Origin of the sequence: Vibrio sp. YYF0003 (assembly GCF_036350715.1) — a bacterium.
Taxonomy (GTDB): domain Bacteria; phylum Pseudomonadota; class Gammaproteobacteria; order Enterobacterales; family Vibrionaceae; genus Vibrio; species Vibrio natriegens.
On sequence record NZ_JAZDWA010000001.1, the window covers coordinates 986,920 to 1,003,695 of the forward strand.

The 16,776-nt window shown below is 40.3% G+C and carries 18 protein-coding genes; 5 read left to right on the forward strand and 13 right to left on the reverse strand.

The genetic code is table 11. The annotated features are described in order from the left end of the window. Nucleotides 1–2: 2 nt before the first annotated feature. The 6 genes from nhaA to V1U08_RS04350 all read right to left on the reverse strand — a co-directional run bounded on the left by nhaA (nt 3) and on the right by V1U08_RS04350 (nt 5,274). The gene (gene nhaA, locus V1U08_RS04325) at nt 3–1,343 is read right to left on the reverse strand and encodes a Na+/H+ antiporter NhaA (RefSeq protein WP_330470007.1); all 1,341 of its coding nucleotides are present in this window, start codon (nt 1,341–1,343) and stop codon (nt 3–5) included. Beyond that, the gene (gene hflC / locus V1U08_RS04330; protein WP_330470008.1) at nt 1,340–2,329 is read right to left on the reverse strand and encodes a protease modulator HflC; all 990 of its coding nucleotides are present in this window, start codon (nt 2,327–2,329) and stop codon (nt 1,340–1,342) included. Before hflC ends, nhaA begins: the two co-directional genes overlap by 4 nt. Then, nucleotides 2,326–3,384: an FtsH protease activity modulator HflK gene (hflK, locus tag V1U08_RS04335; RefSeq protein ID WP_330470009.1), complete on the reverse strand. Its 1,059-nt coding sequence runs from the start codon at nt 3,382–3,384 to the stop codon at nt 2,326–2,328. The genes hflC and hflK overlap by 4 nt, the downstream gene beginning before the upstream one ends. A 516-nt stretch (nt 3,385–3,900) precedes the next feature. Beyond that, entirely contained in the window at nt 3,901–4,125 is a 225-nt protein-coding gene (locus tag V1U08_RS04340) for an OST-HTH/LOTUS domain-containing protein (RefSeq protein ID WP_330470010.1), read from the reverse strand. A 97-nt stretch (nt 4,126–4,222) separates the two neighbouring features. Next, a complete protein-coding gene (locus tag V1U08_RS04345) occupies nt 4,223–4,624 on the reverse strand; it encodes an NYN domain-containing protein (protein WP_330470011.1) in 402 nt (133 codons plus the stop codon). Between the two features lie 62 nt (nt 4,625–4,686). Next, on the reverse strand, nt 4,687–5,274 hold the full coding sequence (locus V1U08_RS04350; RefSeq protein WP_330470012.1) for a tyrosine-type recombinase/integrase: 588 nt from the start codon (nt 5,272–5,274) through the stop codon (nt 4,687–4,689). A 404-nt stretch (nt 5,275–5,678) separates the two neighbouring features. On the opposite strand from V1U08_RS04350, the gene V1U08_RS04355 reads away from it, so the two are divergent. Beyond that, nucleotides 5,679–5,894, forward strand: a complete 216-nt coding sequence (locus tag V1U08_RS04355) for a hypothetical protein (RefSeq protein WP_330470013.1) — start codon at nt 5,679–5,681, stop codon at nt 5,892–5,894. 104 nt (nt 5,895–5,998) lie between these two features. Here the strand turns inward: V1U08_RS04355 and V1U08_RS04360 are convergent, their stop codons facing one another. The 3 genes from V1U08_RS04360 to V1U08_RS04370 form a co-directional block, all read right to left on the reverse strand. Next, nucleotides 5,999–6,880, reverse strand: a complete 882-nt coding sequence (locus tag V1U08_RS04360; protein ID WP_118120592.1) for a diguanylate cyclase — start codon at nt 6,878–6,880, stop codon at nt 5,999–6,001. A 259-nt stretch (nt 6,881–7,139) separates the two neighbouring features. Then, nucleotides 7,140–7,499: a VOC family protein gene (locus V1U08_RS04365; protein WP_330470014.1), complete on the reverse strand. Its 360-nt coding sequence runs from the start codon at nt 7,497–7,499 to the stop codon at nt 7,140–7,142. 64 nt (nt 7,500–7,563) lie between these two features. Next, nucleotides 7,564–8,007 carry a helix-turn-helix transcriptional regulator gene (locus tag V1U08_RS04370; RefSeq protein ID WP_330470015.1) on the reverse strand — a complete coding sequence of 148 codons (444 nt, stop codon included), beginning with the start codon at nt 8,005–8,007 and terminating at the stop codon, nt 7,564–7,566. Nucleotides 8,008–8,121: 114 nt separating this feature from the next. Between V1U08_RS04370 and V1U08_RS04375 the strand changes: the two genes are divergently transcribed. After that, complete coding sequence (locus V1U08_RS04375) at nt 8,122–8,583, forward strand: hypothetical protein (RefSeq protein ID WP_330470016.1); 462 nt, start codon at nt 8,122–8,124, stop codon at nt 8,581–8,583. Between the two features lie 304 nt (nt 8,584–8,887). On the opposite strand, the gene V1U08_RS04380 is transcribed toward V1U08_RS04375, so the two are convergent. The 4 genes from V1U08_RS04380 to V1U08_RS04395 form a co-directional block, all read right to left on the reverse strand. Further along, the gene (locus tag V1U08_RS04380; RefSeq protein WP_330470017.1) at nt 8,888–9,925 is read right to left on the reverse strand and encodes a DUF5677 domain-containing protein; all 1,038 of its coding nucleotides are present in this window, start codon (nt 9,923–9,925) and stop codon (nt 8,888–8,890) included. A gap of 140 nt (nt 9,926–10,065) precedes the next feature. Then, the gene (locus tag V1U08_RS04385; protein WP_330470018.1) at nt 10,066–10,914 is read right to left on the reverse strand and encodes a hypothetical protein; all 849 of its coding nucleotides are present in this window, start codon (nt 10,912–10,914) and stop codon (nt 10,066–10,068) included. Between the two features lie 144 nt (nt 10,915–11,058). Further along, nucleotides 11,059–11,661, reverse strand: coding sequence for a class I SAM-dependent methyltransferase (locus tag V1U08_RS04390; protein WP_330470019.1), 603 nt, complete (start codon nt 11,659–11,661; stop codon nt 11,059–11,061). A gap of 526 nt (nt 11,662–12,187) precedes the next feature. Further along, the gene (locus tag V1U08_RS04395) at nt 12,188–12,751 is read right to left on the reverse strand and encodes a lipid-binding SYLF domain-containing protein (RefSeq protein WP_330470020.1); all 564 of its coding nucleotides are present in this window, start codon (nt 12,749–12,751) and stop codon (nt 12,188–12,190) included. 208 nt (nt 12,752–12,959) lie between these two features. On the opposite strand from V1U08_RS04395, the gene V1U08_RS04400 reads away from it, so the two are divergent. The 3 genes from V1U08_RS04400 (at nt 12,960) to V1U08_RS04410 (ending at nt 16,618) form a co-directional block, all read left to right on the forward strand. Further along, nucleotides 12,960–13,856 (forward strand): phospholipase A, encoded by an 897-nt coding sequence (locus tag V1U08_RS04400; RefSeq protein ID WP_330470021.1) that lies wholly within the window; start codon nt 12,960–12,962, stop codon nt 13,854–13,856. A 1,273-nt stretch (nt 13,857–15,129) separates the two neighbouring features. Continuing rightward, a protein-coding gene (locus V1U08_RS04405) for an IS3 family transposase (RefSeq protein WP_330470022.1) occupies nt 15,130–16,262 on the forward strand; the annotation gives its coding sequence in 2 pieces (ribosomal slippage) (nt 15,130–15,382 and nt 15,382–16,262; 1,134 coding nt in all). Nucleotides 16,263–16,327: 65 nt separating this feature from the next. Then, on the forward strand, nt 16,328–16,618 hold the full coding sequence (locus tag V1U08_RS04410) for a hypothetical protein (protein WP_330470023.1): 291 nt from the start codon (nt 16,328–16,330) through the stop codon (nt 16,616–16,618). Nucleotides 16,619–16,776 lie beyond the last annotated feature (158 nt).

Below are 16,776 nucleotides of genomic sequence, written 5' to 3' on the forward strand. Positions count from 1 at the left end.
ATTCAGATGTTGTTCTGTTTTGTTCTCACAGAGAAATAACGTAAAAAAGTGAGACCGAGTAAAGCTGAACAGATGGAAGCTGAGAAAATTCCAAGTTTTGCAGCATTAATTTGGTCAGGACTATAAGCCAACTCCGATATGAACAATGCCATCGTAAAACCAATACCAGCCAACATCCCGCTCCCCAAGAGCATTCCCCAATTGAGATTTTCTGGCAGTATCGCTAAACCGAGTCTTAATGAAATCCAACTGAACAACACAATACCTATCGGCTTTCCAAAAACAAAACCCAAAAATACGGCAAGAGAAATTGGAGACGTTAGATTTGCCCCTGTTAACGAAACCCCCGCATTGGCTAAGGCAAACAGCGGCAGGATGATAAACCCGACCCAAGGATGAAGTAACATTTCTAAACGCTCAACCGGTGAGAGTGTTTCACGAGCTGCAGCTGCTGCAGTCCGCAAAGCGACTCCCTCTGCGGTATCGCCACTCCACTGCATCTTAGTAGACGATTTCATCACGGTATCAATAATAATGGAAAGATGTTGTTTGCTCACCCATTTACTCGTTGGTGTTAATAGTCCAATAATGACACCAGTAATCGTCGGATGTATGCCAGACATATCAACAGCTAGCCAGGTCATTCCCCCCACTACAGAAAAAAGGACAAGACTACGAATCCCTAAAAAACCCATGATTCGAATAACAACAAAGCCTATCAATGCACAAGTGATAGATAACCAATCAATCTCACTACCGTAACCAATAGCAACAACAGCGATAGCACCGATATCATCCACCACAGCCATTGATAACATGAATATGCGTAAGCTATTTGGAATCCTTTGTCCTAACAGAGCTAAACATCCGATCACAAATGCGGTGTCCGTTGCCATGACCGTGCCCCAACCACGCTGCCCGGGCTCACCAAATTGTAAAAGCAAATAGAAAAAAGAGGGAATCAGCATACCGCCTAGGGCGGCAGCAATAGAAAGGACGGCTAATTTAGGATTACGGAGTTCACCTAACATCAACTCGCGCTTGAGTTCCAATGCAATGAGAAAGAAGAACAAGGTCATTCCTGCATCATTAATCCATGTGTGTATTGAACGCTCAAACAATAAATCCCCGACAGTAATTCCCAACTTAATCTGCCAGAATTGAGAAAACGCCTCACCTAAACTCGAGTTGGCGAGCACAACAGCAAGCAACGTGGAAATAAACAGCACAACACCCGAAGCAGATTCAATATGTGTAAAACGGGTTACAGGCTGAGACAGCCAATCAATATATTCTCTCGGTAGTTGAATCCGATTGATAGTTGTTTTTTCTCGTTTACTCATTGCTTGTCGACTGTGGTATTTAAGTTTCCTTCGATGTTATTCAAAAACTTGAATAAATCGCTATGCGTAGATAAAACAAGCGTGGTGTTTTCTGAAATGACGGTCGAGTAAGCCTGCATCGTTCGTGTAAACTCATAAAGATGTCTCGCTTCAGAGCTTTTATTGTAGGCTAGCGAGTAAACCTCGGCAGCTTGGGCATCGGCTTGCCCGCGAATCTCTTCAACTTTACGATAGGCCTCGGACTGAATTTTATTTAAATCTCTAATTCGGTCACCACGAACCCTCGCAGCCTCACCATTCCCTTCAGATAAAAAACGTTCCGCAATTTGCCGACGTTCACTAATCATTCGCTCGTAAATTTTAGGGCGGACACTTTCATTATAATTAATACGTTTAAAGCGAATATCGAGTAATTCAATACCAAAGATTTTTATTTTTTCTGATGCTGCAGAGAATATTTCTTGCTCGACTAATTGACGACCTTTTTGAATAGGCACTAGGGCGCCAATTTTCAATTCGCCTTCTACATCACTCAATAAGGGATCTCGTAACGGTTTTCGATTTTTATTTGTACGAATTATTTCGATCAATTCATGTTTTGCCACAGCATTTCGCGTCTCACTCCCTAAAATATCATCAAGCCTAGATTGAGCACTACGTTCATCTTTAAGACGTAAAAAGTATTGAAGTGGATCGGTAATTCGCCACCGAGCAAATAAATCAACAGAAATATACAGCTTATCTTTTGTTGGCATGTCGGAAGGGTTGCCATCCCACTCCAACACTCGCTTATCTATTGTGTTAGTTTCCTGAATGAACGGTATTTTTATCTTCAACCCGGCATCCACCACAGGTTCGCCTATCGGTTTCCCAAACTGTGTAATAATGACCTGTTGTACTTCACTCACCGTATAAAGTGCGTTGTATATGCTAAAAGAGACACCTAAGGCTAATGCGATTATGACTCCTAATTTAATCGGTTTCATTGTGCATCTCCTTGCGTCTCGTTGAGATTGAGCAAAGGTAAAATATTGTTTGTTCGCTCATCAATGATAATTTTGGCACGAATATTCGGTAATACAGCTTGCATTGTTTCTAGATAGATTCTTCGCTTAGTCACTTCCGGTGCTTTAACGTATTCGACCAATAATGCATTGAAGCGAGCTGTATCACCTTCAGCCTCATTAATTCGTTTTAAACGATAACCATCAGCCTCTCTGATCCGTTGATCTTTTTCTCCTAAAGCTAAAGGGATCACTTTGTTGTAATCTCGGCGAGCTTCATTAATAAGCTTTTCTTTTTCCTGTTGGGCTTGGTTCACTTCGTTAAATGATGCCTGGACAGGTTGAGGAGGGTTGATGTTTTTCAATTGCACTTGGTCAATACTTATTCCTAAGGCATATTTCGTTGAGAGCGCCTGCATTTTTGAAAGCGCTTCATATTCAATTTCTTGTCGACCTATTGTGATCACTTCATCCACAGTTCTATCCCCGACAACTTCACGCATTACGGATTCAGAAACATATCGAAGTGTTTCACTAGGTTTCCGGACTTCGAACAAAAACTTAATGGGTTCAGAAATTCGATATTGAACTACCCACTCCACAAGGGCAGCATTTAAATCACCAGTGACCATTTGTGTCTCTTGGCGACGATCGTTCACTCTTGGACTTTGGTGAGGATCATTAGCTTCTGGCGTCGTAAAACCAAACTCTTGTTTTAGCTGCCGTTTAACTGGAACTATTTTTACCGTATCAATACCAAGTGGAGCCTTGATGTGGAGCCCCGCAGGAACATTATTTACATACTTACCAAAGCGTTGTATGACAGCGACAGAATCACTTGGAACGGTATAAAATGTTGACCATAAAACGAGAGCTAAAAATATAATAATAAATGGAGAAAAAAATCTCGACGGTCCGCCACCGATAAGAATTTTCTTGAAGTGCTGAAGAATCGTATGAAAAGCTTTTTTCAAATGTGGAGGATCTTGCTGTCCTCCGCCCCAGGGGTTTCCTGAAGAATTGTTACTTGGGAGCATGAGCATGCCCTCCAGCTATAGGTAAGGAATTTGACCTATGCAAAATTGAATGAGGTAGGTAGCGCTTAATCAACTAGAGTAAATTGTGTGCAGTTTAAGATTAGTTACTAAGTGTTGCCTTAGGATAAAGAAGCTCTATTTAAACTTCTAATATAGTTAGAAATTATTAGCTAGTATGATTTCTAGCTTTCATATCTCAAGCTCTACAGTAACCCCTAATTATTAGGCTCTTTTTATCGCTAGCGTTATGCGACGTATAGTTATGTGAGAGCATACATCTTTAACTATTATTATAGGTGATTTATGTCCGTATAAGGACAGCTTTGGTAATTTTTCTACAACGGAACGAGCCTTGTAGAGAAGTATGACTCGAATAACCTAAAAGAGCGGCCGTTCTATCAAGAATCGGGATAAGTTAAATCAGAGTAGAGAGCACCGACTCAATACTGGACTGAATAGCCACCAGTATCGTAGCCACTTTTAGCATTACCAAAAATAGGTCAGCGAAGCTGCAAATCATTTTTGTTTGCTAGCCTTTGTTATCAACTGAAACTCCATACCAGAGCGTTTAGTGTTACGGGTTCTATAGCGCGTTGGATATTTATCAAAAAAGTCAGATAACTTCTTCAAACCGTAGTTTCGAGGGTCAAAATCTGGCTTCAATCGTTTTAAATATTTGCCAATTTCACCTAGTTTTGCCCAACCCGATTCATCTCTATAGTTCTGCCAAGCTTGATGCATTAATCGACATAGTTCGCGTTCTGCGTCTTGATTAGAGCTTGATTGTGCCTCCTCTAGATCAACATCAGCGTTTAAGTTCTCTATTGCAACAAAGTCGTCACAAGCGTTTTTTAAAAGACGTCGGAGTCATCGCTTTTCCAACACCGATAACGTGTATCTCTGACTCTCTTAACCTCGTAGCAAGACTTGTAAAGTCACTATCACTGGATATCAAAGCAAAAGCATCAAACCGTTGACTGTATAAGAGATCCATTGCATCAATAATCATTAAAGAATCTGTGGAGTTTTTTCCAGATGTATAGGCAAATTGCTGTTTGGCTTGAATAGCTAACTCATTTAAAGGCTGCTTCCAGTTTTTTAGTTGCTCAGCAGAAAAATCACCATATGCACGTTTAACGATGATCTGCCCAAAACTAGAAAGCTCTTCAATAATCAGGTTTAGCTTTGAGTGCGGAGTGTTTTCTGAATCAATTAATACAGCGATTTTTCTGTTACCCATAATCCGTGCGTGACCATACTTTATGTAGTTAGTTGCACTATATCGGCATTAGTAATATTTGTTCAAATGGGATTGTTCAGAAAAGCGTCTTCCAGTTCAACGCCAAGGTAACGAATCGTGTTATCTAGCTTCGAATGTCCCAATAGAATCTGTACCGCCCTAATATTTTTTGTTTTGGCATAGATCAAAGTAGCTTTAGTGCGACGCATTGAATGAGTCCCATAATAGTCTGCATTCAACCCCAGTTTTACAGCCCAACACCTGATAATCGAACGATAAAATGAGTAACTGATGGGCTGCCCTTTGCGGCGACAACTTGGAAACAAAAAGCTACTTGCTTCTAGGGATGCGGAGTAGATCCAGCGACTGATACTTTGCTGAGTTCTAGGAGTAATTTCATAATGTACATCAGTGCCCGTTTTTTGCTGGATGCACTGAACCCTGTCATAAATCACTCCTTGCGAAGAAACATCGTATACGTGCAGCTTTAGTAAATCACTCGCTCTCAGCTTGCTATCAATGGCTAGGTTTAGCAGAGCAAGCTGCATCAGGTCGTTTTCAAGCTCAAGTCTAGTCCTGATTCGCCAGATTTCTTCAAGCTTGAATGGCCTTTTTATACCGCTACATTTTCCTGAAGATAACTTTCTCATGTTGACCTCCTCTTAGATCCTATTGGTCAACATAAAGTCTGGCTATCAATTGCAACAGTTTCAGTTTCGATCGCTGTAGCGACAGTACGAGCTTAAACGCCCATGGACAGAAACGATTTAGACGTATAACCCTAAATCTTTGCTCCCAGGTTTGAAGATGTATATTGAAACACCTCAACCGTTTGATATGTATATTTTCCAAAAGCAGCTTCTTGCCTGTACTTTCAGCAACCATTCAAAATTTGACAATTAAATGAATACGTTAATACTGTTGATATATGATTAACCAACGAAAGGATTCAATTGTGAAGGGAATAATTAGTATTTTTTTGCGTAAAAACACAAGCGTTATTGGATTTACATCTGGTGTTTTATTTTACCTGATGATCAGATAGGAGCGCGGAATGGGACACATCATAATTGGAGCAGTAATCTTCTCACTATATCTTATAGGGAACATGGTGACTGGTTACTACTTAGGGAAGCGTAAGTTATCTAGTGCAAAGCTTGCAGCATTATTCTCATTGATCTTCGCATTTTTCCCTCCTGTTAACTTTGTCTTTTTTGCCGCACTTGTGTTTAAGAAAGATATCAATTTTGCCTTAACTAATAACGCTTAGGTTCGCTATTGATATCACTCTAAATGAAAAAGGGGCGCTTTTGTGCCAGAAGTTCGAGATCAACCTGATTGGAAATCTTTGCATTAGTATTTCCTTGGGATGTGTCAATCGTTTGAAATTAAAACCTGATTTCGGCCATTTATTTTGGCCTGATAAAGTGCTTGGTCCGCTTTTTCAATAGCGTTGAAAATGTTTGAGCTTGAACTTATTTCAGCAATTCCGAAGGAAGCTGTTGCTCTAATGGTTGTTTCTGCTACCAATATTTCCATTGCCTCAATGTCACTTCGCATATGCTCAGCAACTTTATACGCATCCTCTAGCGTTGTTTGGATTAGCGAGATAACAAATTCTTCGCCTCCGTATCGAAAAACCTTATCTAGATTTCGCATATTTCGGTTCACTACTTCTATCGTTTGCTTTAATACTTGATCTCCAGCACGATGACCATAACGATCATTTATTGATTTAAAATGGTCAAGATCAAAAATGATAATACATGCATTATTAACTTCTGAAGAGATCAACTGCTTGATTTTAAAAAGCTCTTCATTAAGTGAGCGCCGATTATATGCGCCAGTTAGAGGATCGCGATTATATAATAATGTATTGATTTCTTTTTTTAAATTTTCGAGTGCTTCCACGAATTCATCAAGATTGTAATAAAATGAATCAAATTGGACCTTAGTGATTGCTTTGCCGTCTATTTCACTCCGGAGCATTGCCGCTGCACTTTCATGCAATAATCGATGTAGATTTTCGATATCACGGAAAAACTGGCTTTCTCTTAGCTCAGCAGGCTGCTCACCGTAATACCATTCACCAAATGCGCACAACAAGTGGGCGTCTTTACACAAGTCTATTTTTGTAGGCATAGTATGGCAAGTAATTGTACGCATCAGACCCCTTACCCATTGCCGATGAGACGAAATAGCAACATCTATCCTTTCAACAACCGGTAATAATTCATCATTTGTTACTGTATACATAAGTGATCAACCTAACTGAATTATTTCATTCATTAAAACGATTAACCATGCGATATGCAAGATGATTATATGAAATTTCGTGCGCATTAGCTGTTAATGCTATACTAAAACCGTTCTTAATTGGTGCGGGTTTACAGAGATGACTACCCAATTTGAAACACGCGATGGGGCAGGAATTTGTTAACTAGGATCGCGCAGAGAAGTCTCTGGACAAAAATGAGCCAGCAAAGATGCTGGCTTTTAAAAAAACAAGGTAACGTTACGCAAACACTCGCAAGCGGTGTCCATCTGGGTCTAATGCAACAAAGTTAACGCCATATACAGACTCTTCACGTTCCTGAACAAATTCCACATCTAGTTGTTTCCACTGCTCGAACAAGTTATCTAGATCGACGCGGCTCTTTGCAGGGATAGAAAGCTCTGTGCCGCCTCCTCTAACTAGGCTACTTGGCGTTAGTGCATCAGCTTCTTTCAGAGTAATCTTCACGTTTTCAGCAAACTCTACTACTGCAAAAGTTGGCGATAAAAGCTTTGGTTGACATTCAAATGCTTTCTCATAAAAAGCCATGCTAAGTGGGATCTTTTCTACATAAAGAACTATAGAATCAATAGCTAACATATTAATAAACCTTCATTTCTTGAATTACTAAATTAAGTATAAACAAAGGTACTGACAGTTTTTGTCAGTAGAAATTACGCTTATGTTCGATTTCCTCTAAAGCTTCCCACTCAGTTAGCAATACATGGCGAGAACGTTCGTATCTAGTCTTGAGTTGAGAAAAAGAGTGAATTCTATCCAGCCGGAAGTTACGGTAATCGCTTCGTATTTCGCACCATGCAACCAAAATATTGTGTTGCTCAAACATACCTATAAGTATTGGCCACACAACCCTTTTTCTGATAACTCCTTTGGCATCTTCGTAAACAATTTCAGCTTTATTCTCTTTCTGGATCGTTGCTTTCAACTCTGTTAGCGAGACCATTAGCTTCGGAACTTTGAGAGCTGAAGCAACTCTAATAACACTCTCAGTATGCTTAGCTTCGTGCTCAGAGGGCAACACTGCTGAGATTTTAGCAATTGCGTCAATGGCAGCCTCGCTAAATTCTCCGTTAGATTGCTTTGCCACCCATTCCGCTCCCAATCTGAGGGCTTCAAGCTCTTCTGAGCTTAAGGTATTGGCTTATGTGTCCAACCATTGGGCTTCACTTCTCTAGTCCGTTCATAAAAATAAGTTTCGTAGATGCGTAAAGATAATTTATATACCTTTGATAGCTGGCCTGTAGGTACACCAGAACGCTTAATACATGGCTATTGGGAGTTGGGCGTGATGAGGTTTCACACATTTGATAGTGAATGCGGTAAAGAACTTCAAGATACGTACAATCGCATTAACCATGGACTGGGGGCTAATGTTGTGTACATCGACCTAACTTCAATGGGAGATGGTTATCGATACAAGTCAGAAATCTTAGATGTTATTCGAAGTGATCAGCAAGCATGGGTGTGGTTCGTAGGCTGTAGAGCGCTTTTGGAGAGTTCGTTGGCGGGTTGGTTACGCTCTGTTTTGACGACATACAACCTAGACCACATTCGAGTTGCTTTTGTGCTTGATAGCCGTGAGCAATTCAACCATATCTTTCAGGATTACTCAGCTCCGTTCTATCAATCTACCATAGCTCTAGATCTCTCAAAGAACAGTTAAGCTTATCCTTAGTTGCTATTAAATATTTACTCCGCTCTTTAGCCAGTTCACATAAATCCTGTCCTAAATGATCCAATCTAAGTGACTGAAGCGTAGCTTTTACGCTGATATCATCGCTAAATCTAACTTTTGTTGTTTTTCGGTCGGGTGGCATTTCAAACAAATGAGAAGTTGATACACTTTGGGGCAAAGGCAAGTTAGCGCTAGTCGCCCCAACACGTGTCTGGACAAAAGCACGTTAGCGTAAGGACTTTAGCGCGCTCTATTTGGATTAGAAAAAGTATCTCGAAACCTTAAATAGTTGTTAGCACCCTTTTTCGACCGCAATACACGCTTGTGAAACTTGTGCTGCAAAGTCAGCAAGCACATGGTTGAAAACAATAGTGTCGACACTCGGATACGGTGTTAAGCACGCTATTGTAGTAAAAAGTAGCGACAATGCAGTGCAATCGATAGGTTCCAAGTGACCAAAACTACTAGCGCCAACTAAAAATAGTGGATTCTGTTCGTTACAACTTGTACCCAAGTTTGCGTAGTTTAATTTAGATGGAGCATGGTTTTTCTCACATGCCCAAGAGAAATATGGGCGATAATGGTCGAGACCAACTAACTCTTCTAGCGTCTTTAATGATATACGCTTCTTTTTTGGAATACCGTTATCGGTGGCTAAGGGTCTAGCCCATTCATAGTCGCCTTTACGATCATAGTCCTTACCGAGAATTGCTAATGCTTCAGCTTCTCTAAGCAAGTTTAAATCCCGCATTTCTTTTGTAAACGGAGCATGATTTAGACGTTGATGATACTCTTCGAAACAGCGCATACCATTGGCGTTTTTTACATGCTCAGACAACAAAAATCTGAAACCCGACTCTTTGGATAACGCAATAGCTCTAGCACAAACAGCTAACTCATGTGATGTACGCCAACGAGCCAGTGCTCCGTCCGCAAAACCCGCAGAAACTAAAGCTTGAGTTTCACGAGCCACAAGTATTGCTTTTGCATGGAGTTGAATTAAAGCTATAAACTGATGGTCTTCAGCTTTTTCGGCAGACGCTTCATTGTGTTTTCTGTATTCGGAAACAACCTCAAATGCCAATTGTATATAGCTGTCAAACAGGCTAAATGCTTGTTCCCACTTATCTACATTACGTGACTCAAACTCACGCCTTTCTAGCAATGCATCTTGATAGCTTTGCGATGAAGAGCTGAGATAGTTATTAAGCATCGGCCCCGCAATAGACTTTGATATTTCAGTCAATTTTTCACGAGAAATATCGTCAAGTTCTTCAGCTAATTCATAGAGCTGATTTTGGATATCTCCAAACTTATACCCTGCTGTCAACTTATACTCCTATGAGTGCTAACGCCCAACTAAGGTGAGCAACGCTACTGCCAAACCTAAATCATAGCTCCGTAAACACAAAACCAACCTTTACACTAAAAGTGCCAAGCGTTGGGAATCACGCTAAATGCTTTGTATGTTCAAAATGGTATGTCGAAATCTAAATATAAATCAGACTGTTGTTCTAAGGTTTTTAGCTCTTCTTCGATAAAGACGATAAAGCTCCAACTCTTATCAACTAGCTCACGGATAGATTCAGCACCAATAACTAAGGGGTTCCCATCCTTATCATAACCAGCACGATGAACACAGTGATGCCTTGTACTTACAGCTTGGAATAACCACTTTATTTCACCAAAATCTACGCTCAATACTTCCTTGTACATGGGCTTAACTTTCTTAAGATCATGGAATATCAAGTCTTTTAAGTACTTCGCTACTGTTTGCTTTAATTGGTTTTGCTTTTGAAAGATTTCTTTAAGAGTGAATTTTTGCTGTGAAAACGTAGGATCAGTTTCTACTAGCTTTTGTATAAAATCACTATTGTTAGTTACCTTATGTATAAACGTTGATGCAAGATATGCCTCTACTGCGGCAACAACATGACCATGTAGCATTACATGTAAGCTAAAAGCTTGCTCTTCGGAAACTTCCGCTTCAAGAAGCCCTTTTACATTCTCTATTTGGCGTTCGAATACAGAGAACTGCTTTGAACTTTCAATAAACCAATCGAGATCATCTTCACCTAAATCAGGATAATAAGGGATTGAAAAATTTACATCAATTTCTCCATTATCAATGCTACATTCAGCATATGAGAATGAGTTGGTAATGTATGCTTCATACACATCCCCACACTTCTCACACTCAATTCCTTCCCAATGTTCACTGGTACTATCACGAGATTTCTCCGCCATGAAGTCTGGATCAGGAACATATACAGTCGCTTCGATGTGATGAGAGCATCTACACCCAAAGCCAATATCCATTAATAGACTCAAATTTTATTCCTTTGAACATGAACGCCCAATTAAGGTGAGGTACGCAATGCCGATACCGCCACACGCCACCTCAACCACTAAACCCAATGCAAACCAAAAATACCACGCGTGCCGACCCCTTCTTGAACCGCGTTATATACGTTTGACGGCAACCACCGAATAAATGTGCCAATGCTTTGATTCACCGACCATTGTTGTGCCATCTTCATCCCTTTCATTGAACTCGATGATTTCAAAGTTAGAGAATAAGTTTAGCAACTCATCTTTAGAGAGTGCAGTTATGGGGGTATGGAAGTCACTAGTCCAAGAGTCGTTTTTACCCATGAAATCACCAGCAAAAACGCCCCCCTTTACGAGACTAGCATCTATGCTTGTCCATACCGCTTGAAACTGCTCAGGGTTCACAAAAAATAAACTCGCGTTAGCGACGATTAAGCTGGCATCAGCATACTCAAACTCACAAAATGATGATTGCACAACATTTACACTCGACTCATTGCCAAACCTATCTCGGCATATTGCTACTGAGTCAGGATTGATGTCAAAGCCGAAGACTTTATAGCCTTGCGAGGTTAAATACTTTATGTCGCTACCCGTTCCGCAACCACAATCTATTGCTACTTTAATTGAAGAAGCATCTAAATTTACAGCTCGTTCAGTTCTTGTGGAATGTGGTCGATTTAATGCCTTTTCGTAAAACTTTCGCCAATTTTCTCTATGTTTCTGATCATCCATAATCTTCGTTTCACCTCTAAGTACATAACGCTTTTAGCCGCTTTTCATACTCTATCATGCAGCTTTTTCACTCACAGTTTAATTTACAATCAATAAGTTAGAGCTAATGGATATTAAATCGCAAAATGGCGCATAATTTTAAAAAGATTTCTTCGACACTCCCTCGGATAACTTTAGGTAAGGGAAACTATCATCCAAAAGAAGTTAAATAGCTTCAGTGATAAAAAATAATGGGGCAAAAGCAAGTCAATGGATACACATCAACTTTGCAACCTGTCAGTTCTAGTCATATCGAGGAATCAAAGCCGAAAGACTGCATTAAGACTCATTGGATGAATTATTTGTAATTATAAAATTCAAGCTCAAGACATAAGCTATTGTAATTATTACATTATTTCATATCACCCTACGATTTTAGGCGTTTCTATCTAAGGATAAGACATTGAAATTAAAAGAATAAAAAAGGGATCTGAGTCAAACTCAGATCCCCACGAACTTATCAGCCTAGGTGGGAAGAGGCTTTTTTCTAGTAAGATTCATAACTAAATTTTTGGCCACCAATCGACAGATCCAGCATGAAACCTCCATTGGCATATTGGTATACCGCTATCCCATTAACAAAATCACCATGCTGATTTGTATTGTCCGTGCTAGCCGTATTACCTACCGTTGAGGAAGAAGCCTGTGCGCTAAGATCTAATGCAACCGCAGACGCATCGGCAGAAAGAGCAAATTTGCCGCTAGTAAACTCATTGAACGCCCTTTCGTCCACGAAGAACATCACTTGATCAAAGGTTTTTCCTCCAAGTGTTGCGCCGAAAGAAACTTGCGTTAAAGTGGCTCTTCCAACCTTGACACCACCTTTAAACACCTCTCCCTCTCCAAACGCACCAGAAAGCGCTATACCTCCCTCTGCCACGCTAGGGAAAGCCGCATACCCATACGACTCTTCGAATAATTTCTTCAGTTTTTCAGATTGTGAGAATTTATTTATCGTCAATTGGGTTTCGGAAGCCAGCGATGTTGTTGCATTAGCGAAGTTAACCTGAGCATAAAATATTAACACAATTATCATCAACAGATTTTTCATATTGCACTCCTTTTGTTAGAACAGATATAAAACGAGCTGCATTTCAGTATAAGCCAAATTAAAAATTCGAGATGGTGGTTTTAAGATAATTCTGATACCACGGAGTGTATTAACTTAAAGGCCTATCTCTGTAGGCCAATGCAAAAACCGCAAAATAATCTATAACTTATATGAAGTTATTTTTGTAGTTACGCAAAGGAAATGATAAATGGCAAAAAGAACCATTCTAGGAATAGCACTTTCTACTTACGCGTGTTTTTCCTTAGCCCAAGGAAATACTGAAAGCACCATACCGGACACGGAGGCAACAGATAGCCCGGGCGGCGTCACTGAAAGGTATAACAAAGAGCAATCCACAATGTTCGACCCCTTTGTTATTACACCATACGAGATGAACTATATTTTACCAGTCCTATATACAAGCGACATTAACCAAGAAGCGTATCGAGAAAGGGATTGGTTTGGAAACTTGAAAGACACAGAAGCAAAGTATCAATTGAGCTTTAAAGTACCACTCAGCACAACTAGCATCTTTCTCCCCGGCGACAGGTTCTTTTTCGGGTTTACACTGCGGTCTTGGTGGCAACTATACGCTGGCGATATTTCAAGGCCGTTCAGAGAAACCAATTACCAACCTACGGTTTTCTATGTAACGCCCATAGAAACACATCTTTACGGCTATCACCTTTTTTTAGGGGCGGGTGTAAAGCACAGCTCTAATGGACAAAGTGGCGAACTATCGAGAAGCTGGAACTATGTATACGGCAGCGTCATTGCCGAAAAGGGCAATCTAGCATTTAGATTGAAACCGTGGATAAGGTTATCTGAAAACAAAGATGACGATGACAATCCAGACCTGCTTGACTACATGGGACACTTTGAGGCCGGCATGGTTTACAAATACAACAGTTTAGAGTTTAAATTTATTGGTAGAAACAATTTCTCCGAACATCATGGTTATGCCGAAATTGGCATGACATTCCCATTCTTAAAGCACTTGAAAGGTTACATTCAATATTCTAACGGCTACGGTGAAAGTTTAATTGATTACAACCACAGCCAGCAGAGAATCGGTATAGGCATCGCCTTAACAGACATGCTTTAAGATCCGCATAAGTTGTAAAGGGATATGTATTAATTAATTCGATATTTTCGGCATGCTTAAGTCCCCAAAATATTTGGCGATATCAAGTTTCGCATACCCAGCAATGCACATCCCTTAATCGACAGCGAACTATTGAAATGCAGAAGGATTTAGGAAACGGCTCCCGGCCTTGTTGATCAAATCGCTCTGAAGTTCAGCAACGCCATATATGGCTAGCCGTTAACTTCGGTGGGCATACCTAGATCTATGAAATAGCTTTGACATTCGCCATAATTTCACCACTTGAGCGTTGTAACACCTCAAGCTCTATTTACCGCTCGTTAGTCCTTTGTATCGATAACTTTGCTAATGAGTTCCGTCAAATTCACTCGGTACTTATTGTAATGACAAAGTCGCTTGGTAATTAAGGTACGACAGAATCGCTTGGTGATCACAAAGTCAGCTCAGATCAAGGTGACTCGAAGATGGACAAAAGCTTCTTAGCGAAAATGACTTAGTGGCTTCCGTTCAGATCATAAAAAGTATGTTGAAACCAGAATAATTACGTTACGATGGTAAGCATAGCTTTGATTTTAAAGCTTTTTAACTTTATACCGTTTTATCCATTTTGCTATAGTTTGGGGTGGTTTACACCAAATTGCAGCGGAACTATTACTCTGAGTATTAAGACTGATAACGGAAAAAATGGCGTCTACAGAACATCAGTTTTTCCACATAAAATATTATCGTATAGTTGGGGCTAGCAATATCACTCCCCTAACATGGATAATTTCGCTAAAAATCACTTCAACGCACTTCAAAAACTTCTACTTAATCTATATGTATTCATATCTATGAGTAATATTTCACTTGACAGAAATATATTACGACAATACCAAATACATTTAGTTTCCTTGTGATTTTTTTTACTTTTCGTGACGGGACTGTTGATATTATGTATGTTCAGTTTTTATAAAACATACAAACTCACGCCTCCTTTATAAAGATTTTGGCTGAAAGCATGTACAAATTTGCTGCCTCTTCGAATTCATGACTCTTTTAGCGGTTAACCGCGATTTTCCTTTGTAGTATCTGAATCAAACGTGAGAACAAAGTATTAAACCGTGTATAAATATAAATTATCAGTACTAGGGAAGTTGGTTTTAGTGCGGGCGATATGGCAGCTAATGTCGTCATACTCTCAATGATGCTAATCATCACATTCTGACCTGCTCCCCTTAATCTAGTCCAGTCTACACTTAGTAATGTTCATCCAACCAAGGAGATGATGAACATGAAAAAGCGATTCAATGAACAACAAATCATTGCCATTTTAAAGGAAGCGGAAGCAGGTATCCCCGCCCGAGAGCTTTGCCGCAAGCATGGGATATCGGATGCAACGTTTTACACATGGCGCAAAAAATACGCAGGACTGGATGTCTCTGAAGCCCGTCGCCTTAAGGCACTGGAAGACGAGAACGCTCGGCTCAAAAAGCTGCTGGCTGAGACACTGCTGGATGCAGAAGCACTTAAAATCGCTCTTAGCCAAAAGTACTGACCGTCGAGGACAAGCGCAAGGCTGTTAAAGTCATTCAGAAAAGCACCCAGCTTTCAGAAAGCAGAGCCTGTCTGCTCGTCGGTATTCAACGCGCGTCACTGCGATATCAACCTCAAGCTAATCGCGAGGATGATAAGCTTCAGGCTCGTATAAAAGAGCTGGCATTGGAACGACGTCGATTCGGTTATCGTCGGATCCATCGCCTTCTGAGGCGAGAAGGTTTTGATGTTAACCATAAGCGAGTTTATCGCTTGTACTGCGAATTAGGCTTAACGGTCAGCAAACGGAGACGTAGAAAATCACAGTGTGTTGAGCGAGAGCCTCTCTTGCTTCCTTCAGTACCAAATCACACTTGGTCTATGGACTTTGTGATGGATGCGCTCAGTAACGGCAGACGGATTAAATGCCTGACGATTGTGGATGATTACACAAAGGAGTGCCTAGATATTCCTGTTGCTACGGGGATCTCGGGGGATGAAGTTGTGATCACGCTGGAGTCTATCGCTGCGTTTCGCGGTTATCCAGAAGCAATTCGAACGGATCAAGGCCCAGAATTTACCGGGAAAGCGCTTGACCAATGGGCTTATCAGCATGGTGTGATTTTAAAATTAATCCAAGCAGGAAAACCGACACAAAATGCTTATATTGAAAGTTTTAATGGTAAGTTCAGAGATGAATGTTTAAACGAGCACTGGTTTAGGGATTTGAGTCATGCTCGTGACCTAATCAGCCTCTGGCGAATGGATTACAATGAAAATCGCCCCCACTCAGCTCTGGGTTACTTAACTCCTTCTGAGTTTGCAGCGACAACAAGAAAGGCACGAAACAGCGGTAATTTAGCAAGCATTACTAATGAAGTTTTGGATTAGTTCTCGGGGGCAGGTCACTGACGCTCCATCTTTTTTAATGAATCATATTAGAGGATAAATATTGTTTGTATGCTCTGGATGAACTACATCCTCTGGAGTTGTTAGCAGGTAATGATTTTTGTCTCATCAAGTCGAAAGGTAATGCGGTAGTTAAATATGATGAGCAAATGAGAATTGTCGCGGAGCTTGACGATATAGAAAATACTCTTAAACCTTATTATGACGACAAGAGAGATAGAAAAATTGCGGCTGGACTTCTGGCTTTCGTAATTTTTATCTTTCTTTTCTATGGGGTTCATAAAGTATGTAAGGGGGCTCTAGGCTTTAGGTATGCACACGAGATTGTGAAATCTTAAATTAACTTAAAGAGCAAGGATGTTCTATTTTATGACTGAAACAGTTAAATTTTCGCTACAAGCGAAGGCTAGCTGCACTTGGCGGTAATGATTCTGATGATTCTGATGATTCTGATGATTCTGATGATTCCAAAACCTTGCTAGGAAAAGCTTACTAA

What these genes read in the sequence shown, in the direction of transcription:
- nhaA (WP_330470007.1), bottom strand. Translation starts at nt 1,343, where the DNA reads ATGAGTAAACGAGAAAAAACAACTATCAATCGGATTCAACTACCGAGA.
- hflC (WP_330470008.1), bottom strand. Translation starts at nt 2,329, where the DNA reads ATGAAACCGATTAAATTAGGAGTCATAATCGCATTAGCCTTAGGTGTC.
- hflK (WP_330470009.1), bottom strand. Translation starts at nt 3,384, where the DNA reads ATGCTCCCAAGTAACAATTCTTCAGGAAACCCCTGGGGCGGAGGACAG.
- V1U08_RS04340 (WP_330470010.1), bottom strand. Translation starts at nt 4,125, where the DNA reads ATGCATCAAGCTTGGCAGAACTATAGAGATGAATCGGGTTGGGCAAAA.
- V1U08_RS04345 (WP_330470011.1), bottom strand. Translation starts at nt 4,624, where the DNA reads ATGGGTAACAGAAAAATCGCTGTATTAATTGATTCAGAAAACACTCCG.
- V1U08_RS04350 (WP_330470012.1), bottom strand. Translation starts at nt 5,274, where the DNA reads ATGAGAAAGTTATCTTCAGGAAAATGTAGCGGTATAAAAAGGCCATTC.
- V1U08_RS04355 (WP_330470013.1), top strand. Translation starts at nt 5,679, where the DNA reads ATGGGACACATCATAATTGGAGCAGTAATCTTCTCACTATATCTTATA.
- V1U08_RS04360 (WP_118120592.1), bottom strand. Translation starts at nt 6,880, where the DNA reads ATGTATACAGTAACAAATGATGAATTATTACCGGTTGTTGAAAGGATA.
- V1U08_RS04365 (WP_330470014.1), bottom strand. Translation starts at nt 7,499, where the DNA reads ATGTTAGCTATTGATTCTATAGTTCTTTATGTAGAAAAGATCCCACTT.
- V1U08_RS04375 (WP_330470016.1), top strand. Translation starts at nt 8,122, where the DNA reads ATGCGTAAAGATAATTTATATACCTTTGATAGCTGGCCTGTAGGTACA.
- V1U08_RS04385 (WP_330470018.1), bottom strand. Translation starts at nt 10,914, where the DNA reads ATGGATATTGGCTTTGGGTGTAGATGCTCTCATCACATCGAAGCGACT.
- V1U08_RS04390 (WP_330470019.1), bottom strand. Translation starts at nt 11,661, where the DNA reads ATGGATGATCAGAAACATAGAGAAAATTGGCGAAAGTTTTACGAAAAG.
- V1U08_RS04395 (WP_330470020.1), bottom strand. Translation starts at nt 12,751, where the DNA reads ATGAAAAATCTGTTGATGATAATTGTGTTAATATTTTATGCTCAGGTT.
- V1U08_RS04400 (WP_330470021.1), top strand. Translation starts at nt 12,960, where the DNA reads ATGGCAAAAAGAACCATTCTAGGAATAGCACTTTCTACTTACGCGTGT.